Annotated in this window: 12 protein-coding genes and 1 tRNA gene; 5 read left to right on the top strand and 8 right to left on the bottom strand. The window is 62.9% G+C overall.

Annotation, left to right across the window (positions count from 1 at the left end; all coding sequences use genetic code 11):
- Positions 1 to 46 precede the first annotated feature (46 nt).
- Complete coding sequence (locus F3W81_RS03010) at positions 47 to 643, top strand: SDR family oxidoreductase (protein ID WP_193082194.1); 597 nt, start codon at positions 47 to 49, stop codon at positions 641 to 643.
- A 50-nt stretch (positions 644 to 693) separates the two neighbouring features.
- Here F3W81_RS03010 and F3W81_RS03005 read toward each other — a convergent pair whose 3' ends face one another.
- The 7 genes from F3W81_RS03005 to pdxH form a co-directional block, all read right to left on the bottom strand.
- A complete protein-coding gene (locus F3W81_RS03005; RefSeq protein WP_193082193.1) occupies positions 694 to 945 on the bottom strand; it encodes a hypothetical protein in 252 nt (83 codons plus the stop codon).
- Positions 946 to 1,043: 98 nt separating this feature from the next.
- On the bottom strand, positions 1,044 to 4,691 hold the full coding sequence (locus tag F3W81_RS03000; protein ID WP_193082192.1) for a vitamin B12-dependent ribonucleotide reductase: 3,648 nt from the start codon (positions 4,689 to 4,691) through the stop codon (positions 1,044 to 1,046).
- Between the two features lie 574 nt (positions 4,692 to 5,265).
- Complete coding sequence (locus F3W81_RS02995; RefSeq protein ID WP_226941828.1) at positions 5,266 to 5,823, bottom strand: cytochrome b; 558 nt, start codon at positions 5,821 to 5,823, stop codon at positions 5,266 to 5,268.
- 184 nt (positions 5,824 to 6,007) lie between these two features.
- Positions 6,008 to 6,084: transfer RNA gene (locus tag F3W81_RS02990), tRNA-Pro, on the bottom strand.
- Between the two features lie 111 nt (positions 6,085 to 6,195).
- Positions 6,196 to 6,711 (bottom strand): DUF192 domain-containing protein, encoded by a 516-nt coding sequence (locus F3W81_RS02985; RefSeq protein ID WP_193082191.1) that lies wholly within the window; start codon positions 6,709 to 6,711, stop codon positions 6,196 to 6,198.
- 152 nt (positions 6,712 to 6,863) lie between these two features.
- Entirely contained in the window at positions 6,864 to 7,433 is a 570-nt protein-coding gene (locus F3W81_RS02980; RefSeq protein ID WP_193082190.1) for a cold-shock protein, read from the bottom strand.
- Between the two features lie 122 nt (positions 7,434 to 7,555).
- Positions 7,556 to 8,161, bottom strand: a complete 606-nt coding sequence (gene pdxH / locus F3W81_RS02975) for a pyridoxamine 5'-phosphate oxidase (RefSeq protein WP_193082189.1) — start codon at positions 8,159 to 8,161, stop codon at positions 7,556 to 7,558.
- 161 nt (positions 8,162 to 8,322) lie between these two features.
- Between pdxH and fabI the strand changes: the two genes are divergently transcribed.
- The gene (fabI, locus tag F3W81_RS02970; protein ID WP_193082188.1) at positions 8,323 to 9,129 is read left to right on the top strand and encodes an enoyl-ACP reductase FabI; all 807 of its coding nucleotides are present in this window, start codon (positions 8,323 to 8,325) and stop codon (positions 9,127 to 9,129) included.
- Between the two features lie 17 nt (positions 9,130 to 9,146).
- Entirely contained in the window at positions 9,147 to 9,650 is a 504-nt protein-coding gene (gene gpt / locus F3W81_RS02965; RefSeq protein ID WP_193082187.1) for a xanthine phosphoribosyltransferase, read from the top strand.
- A gap of 126 nt (positions 9,651 to 9,776) precedes the next feature.
- Here the strand turns inward: gpt and F3W81_RS02960 are convergent, their stop codons facing one another.
- Positions 9,777 to 10,643: an SDR family oxidoreductase gene (locus tag F3W81_RS02960; protein ID WP_193082186.1), complete on the bottom strand. Its 867-nt coding sequence runs from the start codon at positions 10,641 to 10,643 to the stop codon at positions 9,777 to 9,779.
- 110 nt (positions 10,644 to 10,753) lie between these two features.
- Between F3W81_RS02960 and F3W81_RS02955 the strand changes: the two genes are divergently transcribed.
- Positions 10,754 to 11,206, top strand: a complete 453-nt coding sequence (locus F3W81_RS02955; RefSeq protein WP_193082185.1) for a winged helix-turn-helix transcriptional regulator — start codon at positions 10,754 to 10,756, stop codon at positions 11,204 to 11,206.
- 180 nt (positions 11,207 to 11,386) lie between these two features.
- Positions 11,387 to 12,568, top strand: coding sequence for an aminotransferase (locus tag F3W81_RS02950; protein ID WP_193082184.1), 1,182 nt, complete (start codon positions 11,387 to 11,389; stop codon positions 12,566 to 12,568).
- The last annotated feature ends 63 nt before the right edge of the window (positions 12,569 to 12,631 follow it).

Genomic DNA, 12,631 nt, shown 5'->3' with positions numbered 1-12,631 from the left:
ACGCGCGGCCCCACACCTCATTCCAGATATAAAACAGGAGTTTGTCATGAACATCCTCGTCGCCGGTGCCACCGGCAAAACCGGCCTGCGCGTGATCGACGCGCTGAAATCCAACGGCCATACCCCCATCGCTCTGGTGCGCGACAGCTCCGACACCAGCGCCCTGCCTGCTGACGTGACCCTGCGCCACGGCGATCTGACCGACCTGCAGGACGGCGTCTGCGAGGGCTGCGAGGCCGTGATCTTCGCCGCCGGTTCAGGCGGCAGCACCGGCCCCGAAATGACCGACAAGGTCGACCGCGATGGCGCAAAGCGCCTCGTCGATCTGGCGGCCAAGGCGGGTGCAAAGCGGTTCGTGATGCTCAGCTCCTACGGCGCTGAAAACCCCGATCCAGACAGCAAGCTCGGCCACTATCTGCAGGCCAAGCATGACGCGGATGCCCACCTCAAGTCCTCCGGGCTGAGCTATGCCATCCTGCGCCCGATCGCGCTGACCGACGACGACGGCCACCGCAATATCCGCTTCGGTGACGACATCGACCCCGAGGGCGAAGCCGCCCGTGGTGACGTGGCGGCCGTTCTGGCGCAGGCGGTCGACGATCCGGACTGGGCCAATGCGACCCGCCAGATGCAGTCTGTCTGAACGCAAACGGGCGCCCTTCGCGGGGCGCCCGTTACTCTATGAACTCAGGTTCAGTTGAGAACCACAGCCTCGCCCGCGTAATGCAGCGTCACCGTGCTCGACGCGCCATGCATCCGGATCTCGGCCACCGACATGGGCCGCGCGGGCATCCCCTCGCCGAACAATTCGACCGAGATGCGGCCGCCATGGGTCGCATTCAGCACCGAGGCCAGCTCGGCCCCCGACACCTCTGCCACGACACCCTCTTCTGTCAGTTGCATGTCAACCGGGCTCAGGCGTGTGTTTCCGACGATCAGCTCCATTGAGCGTTCCCTTCTGCCCTGCGCGACGCCTTGCGCCGCGGGACGGTCATTGATGTCGGGACCGGCGCATCCGGCGCCAGCCCCGCGTATTCCAGAACTCAGCTACAGCCCGAGGTGCCGCCGCAGGTGTTGCACTTCATGCAGGTGCCGTTGCGCACCAGCGTGTAGTTGCCGCACTCGCCGCAGGCCTCGCCCTCGTAGCCCTGCATCTTGGCCTTGACGCGGGCGTCCATGCCGGTCGCGCCACCGCTGATCGCCGTGGTCGAGGTCGCCGTCGCGGTGACCGTCGCCGCCACCTGCGCCGCGCGTGGCGACAGCGTGACCACATCGCCCAGACCGCCACCGTTCAGCACCATCAACTCCTGCGGCAGCCGCTTGCGCAGATACCCGGTCGAGCTGATTTGTTTCAGCACTTGCAATGACTTGCTGGCCGCAGCTTCGCTCATCTCGCGCACATTGTGGACACCTTCCTCAACGCCCTTGCCAAGGTCGTCAAAGCTCGCGCCCTGCGGTTTGACATGGGCGAGGTCGGTGCGGTCGAGATAGCTGACCGCCAGCTCGCGGAAGATGTAGTCGAGGATCGAGGTCGCGTTCTTGATGCTGTCGTTACCCTGCACCATGCCGGCGGGTTCAAACTTGGTGAAGGTGAAGGCGTCGACGAATTCCTCCAGCGGCACGCCGTATTGCAGACCGACCGAGACCGCGATGGCGAAGTTGTTCATCATGGCGCGAAAGCCCGCGCCCTCCTTGTGCATGTCGATGAAGATCTCGCCTAGCGTGCCGTCACCGTATTCACCGGTGCGAAGGTAAACCTTATGGCCGCCCACGATGGCTTTCTGGGTGTAGCCCTTGCGTCGTTCCGGCATCTTCTCGCGGCCGCGTGCGACATCGCGGTAGATCACCTTCTCGATGATCTTCTCTGCCAGCACGGCGGCCTTTTGTTGCGGTGTGCCGCTCTCCAGCACCTCCGCCGCCTCGTCGTCCTCAGCCACCAGCGCCGCCGCCAGCGGCTGGCTCAGCTTGGAGCCGTCGCGGTACAGCGCATTCGCCTTGATCCCCAACGACCAGCTCAGCGCATAGGCCGCCTTGCAGTCCTCGATCGTGGCGTCGTTCGGCATGTTGATCGTCTTGGAGATCGCACCGGAGATAAAGCTCTGCGCCGCCGCCATCATGGTGATGTGGCTGTTGACCGAAAGGTAGCGCTTGCCGGTCTTCCCACATGGGTTGGCGCAATCGAAGATCGACAGATGCGCGTCCTTCAGGAACGGCGCGCCCTCCAGCGTCATCGTGCCGCAAACGTGGTCGTTCGCCGCTTCGATCTCTTTCTTGGTAAAGCCGAGATGGCGCAGCAGATCAAAGCTCGGGTCGTTCAGCTTGGCTTCAGGAATGCCGAGGGTCTGCTTGCAGAAATCCTCGCCCAGCGTCCACTGGTTGAACACGAAGCGGATGTCGAAGGCACCCTGCAGCGCCGCATCGACCTTCGCCAGTTCGACCGGGCCGAAGCCATGACCAACCAGCGAGGTGTGGTTGATCGCGGGGCAGTTGCCCAGGCTGGCATGACCGACCGCATAGGCAATGATCTCCTGTATCTGCGACTGCGCATAGCCCAGCTTTGCCAGCGCGCCGGGGACCGAGCGGTTGATGATCTTGAAATAGCCGCCGCCCGCCAGCTTCTTGAATTTCACCAGCGCAAAGTCAGGCTCGATGCCCGTGGTGTCGCAATCCATCACCAGCCCGATGGTGCCCGTGGGGGCAATCACCGTGGTCTGGGCATTGCGGAAGCCATGCACCTCACCCAGCCGCACAGCCTCGTCCCAGGCGGTCATCGCAAGCTGGGTCAGGCGCGGATCGGGGCAGTTGGTCAGGTCCAGAGGCACCGGCTTGATCGCCAACCCCTCATACCCGTCCGTCGCACCATAGGCCGCATTGCGGTGGTTGCGCATGACGCGCTGCATGTGTTTCGCGTTGCGTTCGTAGCCTGAGAACGCCCCCAGCTCGCCCGCCACCTCAGCCGAGGTCGCATAGGCGACGCCGGTCATGATCGCGCTCAGCGCACCACAGAGCGCACGGCCCTCGTCGCTGTCATAGGAATAGCCCATGTTCATCAGCAAACCGCCGATGTTCGCATAGCCCAGACCCAACGTACGGAAATCATACGACAATTGCGCGATTTCCTTGGAGGGGAACTGCGCCATGGTCACGCTGATCTCCAGCGTCAGCGTCCACAGACGCGTCGCCTGCATATAATCGTCGACCTGAAACGTGCCGTCCTTGAGGAAGGTCAGCAGGTTCATCGACGCCAGGTTGCACGCCGTATCGTCCAGGAACATGTACTCCGAGCACGGGTTCGAACCTCGGATCGCGCCATCTTCCGGGCAGGTGTGCCAGGCGTTGACGGTGTCGTGGTACTGGATCCCCGGATCCGCGCAGGCCCAGGCCGCGTGGCCGATGTCTTCCCACAGATCACGCGCCTTGATGGTCTTGGCAACCTTGCCGTCGGTGCGCCGGATCAGCTCCCAATCCGCGTCATCCTCAACGGCCTTCAGAAATGCATCCGTCACCCGCACCGAGTTGTTCGAGTTCTGGCCCGAAACGCTCGCATAGGCTTCGCTGTCCCAATCGGTGTCGTAGGTCGGGAATTCGATGCTGGTGTATCCCTGCTTGGCATAATCCAGCACGCGCTTGATGTAGGTCTCGGGGATCGCGGTCTTCTTGCTGTCGCGGATCGCATCCTTCAGAGCGGGGTTTTTCGACGGGTCCACCGCATCCTCGGTGCTGCCATCCCAAAGGCGAATGGCGCTGAAGATCGCGTTCAGCTTCTGCTCGTGCATTTTTGACCCGGCGACGATCGAGGCAACCTTCTGCTCCTCTTTCACCTTCCAGTTGATGTATTCCTGCACATCCGGGTGATCGGCATCGACGATGACCATCTTGGCCGCCCGCCGCGTGGTGCCGCCCGACTTGATCGCGCCCGCCGCCCGGTCACCGATCTTCAGGAACCCCATCAGGCCAGAGGATTTACCGCCGCCCGACAGCTGCTCATTCGCCGCCCGAAGCGAGGAAAAGTTGGTGCCGGTGCCTGAGCCATACTTGAACAGACGTGCCTCACGCACCCACAGGTCCATGATGCCGCCATCGCCCACCAGATCATCCTTCACCGACTGGATGAAGCAGGCATGCGGCTGCGGATGTTCATAGGCCGAGGTGGATTTCGTCAGCTTGCCGGTCTTGTAGTCGACATAGTAGTGACCCTGCCCCGGACCATCGATGCCATAGGCCCAATGCAGCCCTGTGTTGAACCACTGTGGGCTGTTCGGCGCGCCCTTCTGGGTCGCCAGCATAAAGCGCATCTCGTCGAAATAGGCCTGCGCATCGGCTTCGGAGGTGAAATAGCCCCCCTTCCAGCCCCAATAGGTCCAGGCTCCGGCCAGCCGGTCGAACACTTGCTTGGAGGAGGTCTCGCCACCGTAGGTCACACCGTCATGCGCGGGCACCGAGCGCCAGAGGAACTCCGGCACGTCTTTTTCGCGCACGCGCTTGGTCTCGCTCGGCACGCCGGCCTTGCGGAAATATTTCTGGGCGATGACGTCGCTCGCGACCTGGCTCCAGCTGCTCGGCACTTCCAGATCGGCCAGCTTGAAGACCACCGTGCCATCGGGATTGCGGATTTCCGAGGTGGTGGTGACGAATGTGATCCCCGCATAGGCATCCTGCCCCTGCGTCGTGAACGTCCGGTCAATCTTCATATGCTGTGCCTCATCGTCATAGCTGCGCCTGAATGCTCCACCGGGCCTCGCGTGCGCTTTGCGTCCGCGGGTCCGGGTCATCCCCCACCAATGCCGCCGGTTTCCGGGCACAAAGGAGCCTTGGCCTGCATTGCGCGGCCGTCACCACCGGGTCGTCCGGAGGGTGATCTTTTGTCTCTGTCCTTTGTGCCGTTGGGGCCACTAGATCTAGTGGACACCCCGCCTGCAGCAACAATTTGCGGTATTTTTTTGGTCTCGGTCAACACGCTGTTATGGCAAAAAAGCGAATCTTTGCTGTTGACGGAAATACTCACAGAGGCTGGTAAACCCGACCGATTCTCCGGTGGATGAAACCTCGATGGAAAATCCTTGAGATTCAGGTCGTTTGGCCAGCGACCTCAGGTTTTGCCTGAATCTGTCCACATCCCCTTGTGGACAGGCCGCTGCCATTTTTTGTGCCAAGCGCGCACAATATGCCTTAGATGCAACACGTGCATGACACTACATCTGGTAGATGGGCGGGAAACCCCGGTCGCGGCCAGAGAATCGCCTATGGCAGCGGCAGAGCCCGTCCCTAGCCGATCATGCGCCGCAAAAGACCGTCGCGCAGCACGAAATGATGCAGCAGCGCCATCACGATATGGCCCGCGATCAGCGCCGCCAGCGTCCAGGCCAGCAGCCCATGCGCCGCATTGCCAAGGTTGACCATCCACGCAATCTCCTGCGCGCGCGGCGCAAAGATCTCGAACCCCCAGGGCGCGAACCCGCGCGTATTGCCGAAGGCGCGCAGCAGCGCCAGCAGCGGCACCGCCACCATCACCGTATAGAGCGTCAGATGCCCCAGCCGCGCCGCCAGCCCCAGCGCGCCCGCGCCATGCCCGGGCCGATGACCCCGGTTCAGCAACGCCCAGAGGACCCGCAGCGCGATCAGTGCAAAGATCGCCAGCCCGACCGGCTGATGCAGCCCGACGAAAAACCCCGACAGCGGCACCCGGCCCAGCACCAGCTTCACCGCCATGCCCAGAAACTGCCACAGGAACAGCGCCGCCAGCCCCCAGTGCAGGATCCGGCTGATCCGACCATAGGCCTGCGTCGTGTCCATCCAGCCCACAGCGGGCGTCTGTTCGCTCATAACTCTCTCCTACCCGTCCTGCGGGGTCTGTCTCACATCTATCTGGCTGGGGTGGAGCGTCCTGGCTGTCGCGGCGGTATGACCACAGAGCGTCCCTTGGGCAAGTCAAAGCCGCTCAACAAACGCGTGATCAGACCCCTGCCGCAAGGCGGGATCTTATCACATCACAAAGACTGGCTGAAAGTGGTCGGGGCGGAGAGATTCGAACTCCCGACCCTCTGTTCCCAAAACAGATGCGCTACCAGGCTGCGCTACGCCCCGAACCGAGGTCGTCTCTAGCGAAGCCTGCGCGGATTGAAAAGCCCAAAGCGCAGATTTTTCGCAGCAACTTCAAAGTCGCCCCAATTGCCCTGTAAAACCCGATGTCGCACCTCACTCGGCGACGGCAGGATCACAGCTCCAGACCGCCAGATCGGGCGCGACGGCGGGATGGCGCATCTGGCTGCCGATATCGATTCCCATCCGCTCGGCCAGACCGCCGTTGATTTCGAGCACATAGAGCACATTCGCGCCACCGCTCAGCGGGGTCTCGTCTTTGGGTTTGGCCATACGCTGGATGGCGGTGACCTTGCCGGTCGGGTCCATGAAGATCATGTCGAGCGGGATCAGCGTGTTGCGCATCCAGAAATTGGCGATCTGCGGCCGCTCATAGATAAACAGCATGCCAGCACCGCTCGACATCTGCTCACGAAACATCAGACCCTGTGCGCGCTCAGTCGCATCATCGGCGACCTCGACGCGAAACCGCGCCGCACCCCAGGGCCCGCGCAGCTCCACCCGGTCCTCGCGGCAGGTCTCTGTCGCGGCGGCGGGTACAAGGGATGTGAGTAAAAGGCAGAGGCTGGCTAGAGTGATCGACTGAAACCGCACTTTGGCTGCTCCCTGCATTTTCTGTGCGCCGGAGCCTGTCCTGGCGCGTTTTGATGCGCCTGGAAATTCAGGCGCAGATCCGGGGCTCTCCCCGGCGTTTGTTACACACCGTTGGCTAACACGAAACAGGCTCCGGTGCACGATTGATCGGCGCCTAAGGACGCAGCCGGTCAGCCATTGGCCTCTCCGCAGGATTCCACAGCAGAGGGGTCCGCAGTGCGAAGCGCGGCCTCCCATGCGCAGATCTCGGTCGCCATGCGCCCGCGTTTGCCGTCGATGACCCGCAACGCCACCGCTTCGCCGGGCGCCAGATCCGAAAGGCCCGAGGCGCGCAGCACCTCGACATGGATGAAAACATCGTCAGATCGGCCAAACACATTGGCAAAGCCGAACCCTTTTACTTTATCGAACCATTTCACCCGGGACGGTTCCATCGGAACCGACCGGATCATTTCAGGATCGAGACTGCGGAAATCTTCAAGCATCGCCATGCCCGCGCCTTCGGGGGGCTCAATGTGCAGGACCTCTACCGCCTGCTCCCCCCTTAACGTCTGTTGCACAACAATTCCTACCCGCGCTCCGTCCGCAATTGAGCTTTGTCCAAAGTTCCGCAACACATTGGCGTGCAGCAGAATATCAGATCCACCTCCCTCTGAGACGACGAAGCCAAAGCCCCGGGACGGATCAAACCATTTTACATGGCCTTCGACCGTCCGGGTCGTATCGTCAAACTGAGTCAATTCTATCCCCGTTTTTCTGCACGTGTCCGCACCGCAATATTGTTCCCAAGCGGTACGGATCACACAACTAGGCTTATAAAACTGAGGTAGATCAAGCTTTCATGCCTCCGGAGAGGCTGAATTCAAGGGTTAAGACGCTGCGTAATCCAGGTCTGTGACTCAGGATTGCGCGTCCAGCGGAACCGGTCATGCAACCGGAACGCACCATCAGCCCAAAACTCGATCTCACTCGGCGTCACTCGGTACCCACCCCAGAACGGGGGTCTGGACGGGTTCATGCCCTTGGTTGCCGTAACTTTTGCAACCTCCGCCATGAGCGCCGCTCGTGAGGCCAGGGGCCGCGATTGCTGCGACGCCCATGCCCCCAATCTGGATTTCAACGACCGCGACGCGAAATAGGAGTCCGCTTCCGCGCCCTCAAGGCGTGAAATCGTACCCCTAACCCGAATCTGCCGACGCAAACTCTTCCAATGCATGACAAACGCAGCTTTTCCGCTGAGGTCAAGCTCACCCGCCTTGGTACTTTCGTAATTCGTATAAAATACGAATGAGTCTGTCATAATATCCTTCAACAGCACCATTCGCACATTTGGCAGGCCCTCACCGTCGACCGTGGCAAGGGCGATGGCGTTGGGATCATTGACCTCGGCCTCAGTCGCCTCGGCCAGCCAGTCCTTTGCAATGGCAAACGGGTCCGCCCCGGCAAATATACCTTCACGATCAGCCATGTCGCTTCCCTTCCGTCACTCACGACGATGCCACCTGCATCGTCTGAAATACTGCGCCCTGCCCCCGAATTGGCGCCCCTCGGCGCGTTCGGCAGGCTTGAAGCGCCCCACCCTATCGCCTAAAGGAGTTTGACCGGAAATTACAGGGCGGAGACCGCAGCATGGCGAACACTCTGATGGCGGGCAAGCGCGGCTTGATTATGGGCCTTGCCAACGACAAATCCATCGCCTGGGGCATCGCAAAAGCCCTGGCGGACGCGGGGGCTGAACTGGCCTTCACCTATATGGGCGATCAGTTCAAGAAACGCGTGGTGCCGCTGGCGGAACAGCTCGGCGTCACCAAGCTCTATGATTGCGACGTCTCGAACGAAGCCTCGATCGACGCCGCCTTCGACGCGCTGAAAGCCGACTGGGAGACGATCGACTTCATCGTCCACGCCATCGGCTTCTCGGACAAGAACGAATTGCGCGGTCGCTACGTCGACACCAGCCGGGGCAATTTCAACCTGACAATGGACATTTCCGTCTATTCCTTCACTGCCGTGGCGCAGCGTGCGGAGAAGATGATGCCCAACGGCGGCTCGATGCTGACCCTCACCTACTACGGTGCCGAACAGGTCATGCCGCATTATAACGTCATGGGCGTCGCCAAGGCCGCGCTTGAGGCCTCGGTGAAATACCTCGCCGAAGACCTCGGCAAGGACGGCATCCGCGTCAACGCGATCTCCGCCGGCCCGATCCGCACCCTCGCCGCCTCCGGCATCGGCGACTTCCGCTACATCCTGAAATGGAACGAGCTGAACTCGCCCCTGCGCCGCAATGTCACCATCGACGACGTCGGCAAATCCGCGCTCTACCTGCTGTCCGATCTCGGCTCCGGGGTCACGGGCGAAAACCTGCACGTTGATTCGGGCTACCACATCGTCGGGATGAAAGCCGTCGATGCCCCCGATATCGACAAAAGCTGATCTGAAAGAGACCTGCCATGACCGATCGACTGCCGCACGAAAAAGGCTTCCACGTCAGCTGGGATCAGCTTCACCGCGATGCCCGCGCCCTGGCCTGGCGGCTCGACGGCCATGGCCCCGATGACGGCGCCTGGAAAGCCGTTGTCGCCATCACCCGCGGCGGCATGGCCCCGGCGATGATCATCGCGCGCGAACTCGACATCCGCACCGTCGATACGATCTCGATCAAATCCTACGACCACCAGAGCCAATCCGAGGCCAGCGTCCTGAAATCCCCCGATGCGGCAATGATGGGCGATGGCACCGGCATTCTGGTGATCGACGACCTCGTGGACTCGGGCAAGACCCTCGAACTCGTCCGCGCCCTCTACCCCAAAGCGCATTTCGCCACGCTCTACGCCAAGCCCCAGGGTAAACCCCAGGTCGAAAGCTTCATCACCGAAGTCTCGCAAGACACCTGGATCTTCTTCCCCTGGGACATGGCCCTGCAATACGTCGAACCTTACCGCGGCCGCGAATAACACCCCGGCACCCCGCGCCCCCGTCAATCTGTGCCCCCGCCACTCCGTTTCCCTGTCAGAAATATCCCGGGGGAGCCGAAGGCGGGGGCAGCGCCCCCACCCTCCCTCTCAGATCGCGACAGCCTCTCAGGCCAACGCCGCCTCAACGCTGACCCGCAACGGAGTCGTTTTGCGCCCGATCAGCGTCTCCAGCACAGCCCCGTCTCCGTCCAGATCGCCATGATCACGCGCCGCCGCATCGCTTGAGGCCAGCAGCGTCGCCAGACCCTCTGGCAGACCCGCGCCGATCAGCGCGCCCTTGTACTCGGCCTCGCTCATATTGACGTAAGGCACCGGCTTGCCCGAGACGTCGCTGATCACCGCCGCCAGCTCGGCCAGCGTATAGGACTCACTGCCCGCCAGCTCATAGACCTTGCCGCTCTCGATCGTCTCGGCACTCAACACCACCGCAGCCGCTTCGGCATAGTCAGCCCGCGCCGCGCTGGCGATCTTCGCCTCACCCGCCGCCCCGATCAGCGCGCCATGCTGCACCGCCATCGGCGCCGACACGGTGTAATTCTCCGTATACCAACCATTGCGCAGCAACGCGTAGTCCAGCCCCGAGGCCACAAGCAGCGCCTCTGTCGGCACGTGATCATCCGCCACCATCAGCGCAGAGGTATCGGCCCGCAGCACCGAGGTATAGGCGACAAACCCGACGCCCGCAGCCTGCGCCGCCTCGATCACAGTGGTATGCTGCGCCAGACGCGAGGCGAAATCATTGCCCGAGATCAGCAGCAGACGCCCTACACCCTGAAACGCGGACTCAAGCGCGGCGCGGTCGTCATAGCTCGCCAGACGCACCTCGACACCCTTGGCGCGCAGCGCCTCGGCGGCCTCTTCACGCCGCACCAGCGCCACAACCTGCGCCGCCGGCACCCGCGCGATCAGCGCATCCACCACCAAAGCGCCGAGTTGACCCGAAGCACCGGTTACCAGAATCTTATCGTCCATGATCTCTCTCCTTATGCGGCCCGCACCTGCCCTCTATCGGCAAGTCTCGAATCGGCCTATGGTCTCAAAAGTAGACCACCCCGAGGCGCATGGTAAGGAGGCACTAATTCATGACAAGGGAACCTAAAGGTAACCCAGTGGTCCTCGACGCCGCCGCGCGCGCGGTGCTGCAGATCTTCTGGGACAAGTCCGATGAGGCCCGCGCGCTGGACGAGATGCGCTGCCCGGTGCGCGACATCCTCGACCGGGTCGGCGACAAATGGACCCTGCTGATCCTGATCGCCCTGTCGCGCGCGCCGCAACGCTTCAGCGCCCTGCAACGCGCCATCGGCGATATCTCCAAACGCATGCTCACCCAGTCGCTGCGCACCCTCGAACGCGACGGGCTGGTGTCGCGGCAGGTCTTCCCGACCAAGCCGCCCTCGGTCGAATATGCGCTGACGGCGATGGGGGAATCCTCTCTGGTGCCGGTTGTGGCGCTGGTCAGCTGGGCCAGCGCCCATCACGACGCCATCCGCGCCTCGCGCCGCCTCTACGACACCCTAGAAACCGCGCCGCTCTGAGGCGGCTCGCGCCACAGTCGCCTGACTGTCGCGCGCGGGTCGCACGCGATGCTTTCCCTCTCCGCCGCCCCCTGCTAGCCTCTCCTCGGACCCGCGGGCGGGCGATTTTCGCACCGTTCGGATACCGTTCAGATACCGACCAGATACCGACGTCAGAATTTCACCTTTTCCGAGGCTTGCATGACCCACGCGCTGACCCGCACCGACGCCACCTTCGCCCCCCCTGTGATGGAGGCGCGCCGCTGGCTCGACGGCGTCACCTTCCCGGCGGACCGCCCCCTGATCAACGTCTCGCAGGCCGCGCCCGTCGCGCCGCCCCCCGCGCCGATGATCGAGGCGATGAGCCGCGCGCTGCAAATCCCCGAGACCCACCTCTATGGCCCCGTCCTCGGCCTGCCCGCGTTGCGCGCCCGTATCGCCGCCGACTGGTCCGCCGCCTATGGGGGCCAGATCGCCGACGCTCAGGTCGCCATCACCGCCGGTTGCAACCAGGCCTTCTGCGCCACGATCACCGCACTGACCACTGAAGGGGATGAAGTCATCCTGCCAACCCCTTGGTATTTCAACCATAAGATGTGGCTCGACATGGCAGGCGTGCGCGCCGTCCCGCTGCCTTGCGAGGCCGATCTGCTGCCCGATCCCGACCGCGCGGCGGCCCTGATCACGCCCCGCACCCGGGCCATCGTGCTGGTCACGCCGAACAATCCGACGGGGATGGAGTACCCACCCGCCCTGATCGCCGCCTTCCGCGACCTCGCCCGCGCCCATGGCCTGAAGCTCATCGTGGACGAGACCTACCGCGATTTTCATTCTGTTTCGGGCGCGCCGCATGACCTGTTCAGCGACCCCGACTGGGACGATGTGCTGATCCACCTCTACTCCTTCTCCAAGGCCTACCGGCTGACCGGCCACCGCACAGGCGCGGTGATCGCCTCGACCAAGACATTGGCAGACATAGAGAAATTCCTAGATACCGTCGCCATCTGCGCGCCGCAACTCGGCCAGATCGCAGCGCTCTGGGGGATGGAGAACCTGTCGCAATGGCTCGCCGGTGAACGGGACGAGATCCTCGCCCGCCGCGCCGCCATGCTGGCCGGGCGCGAGGCCCTGGCGACCGTCGGCTGGACGCTGCATTCCGCCGGGGCCTATTTCGGCTATGCGTCTCATTCCAATGAGAAATCTTCGGCCGAGCTTGCCCCTCAGCTGGTCCGTGAGGCCGGTATCCTGATGTTGCCTGGCACCATGTTCACGCCTGCAAATGACCCCAGCGGCGCCCGTCAGATGCGCATCGCCTTCGCCAATCTCGACACCGCCGGGATCGGCCAGTTCATCGACCGCCTCACCCAGGCATCACAGGGCTGAGAACCCCGCCTTGCCCCTTACCCGGCAAGGCTTTAACAAGGGCCAGACGCGCCACGCCCCCTC

The organism is Pseudooceanicola spongiae (assembly GCF_014899185.1).
GTDB classification, from domain to species: Bacteria; Pseudomonadota; Alphaproteobacteria; order Rhodobacterales; family Rhodobacteraceae; genus Pseudooceanicola; species Pseudooceanicola spongiae.
This window is presented reverse-complemented; position numbering and strand designations above follow the sequence as displayed.

Bases quoted from the DNA above. Each gene is read 5' to 3' on its own strand.
- F3W81_RS03010 (WP_193082194.1), top strand. From the start codon at position 47: ATGAACATCCTCGTCGCCGGTGCCACCGGCAAAACCGGCCTGCGCGTG.
- F3W81_RS03005 (WP_193082193.1), bottom strand. From the start codon at position 945: ATGGAGCTGATCGTCGGAAACACACGCCTGAGCCCGGTTGACATGCAA.
- F3W81_RS03000 (WP_193082192.1), bottom strand. From the start codon at position 4,691: ATGAAGATTGACCGGACGTTCACGACGCAGGGGCAGGATGCCTATGCG.
- F3W81_RS02995 (WP_226941828.1), bottom strand. From the start codon at position 5,823: ATGAGCGAACAGACGCCCGCTGTGGGCTGGATGGACACGACGCAGGCC.
- F3W81_RS02985 (WP_193082191.1), bottom strand. From the start codon at position 6,711: ATGCAGGGAGCAGCCAAAGTGCGGTTTCAGTCGATCACTCTAGCCAGC.
- pdxH (WP_193082189.1), bottom strand. From the start codon at position 8,161: ATGGCTGATCGTGAAGGTATATTTGCCGGGGCGGACCCGTTTGCCATT.
- fabI (WP_193082188.1), top strand. From the start codon at position 8,323: ATGGCGAACACTCTGATGGCGGGCAAGCGCGGCTTGATTATGGGCCTT.
- gpt (WP_193082187.1), top strand. From the start codon at position 9,147: ATGACCGATCGACTGCCGCACGAAAAAGGCTTCCACGTCAGCTGGGAT.
- F3W81_RS02960 (WP_193082186.1), bottom strand. From the start codon at position 10,643: ATGGACGATAAGATTCTGGTAACCGGTGCTTCGGGTCAACTCGGCGCT.
- F3W81_RS02955 (WP_193082185.1), top strand. From the start codon at position 10,754: ATGACAAGGGAACCTAAAGGTAACCCAGTGGTCCTCGACGCCGCCGCG.
- F3W81_RS02950 (WP_193082184.1), top strand. From the start codon at position 11,387: ATGACCCACGCGCTGACCCGCACCGACGCCACCTTCGCCCCCCCTGTG.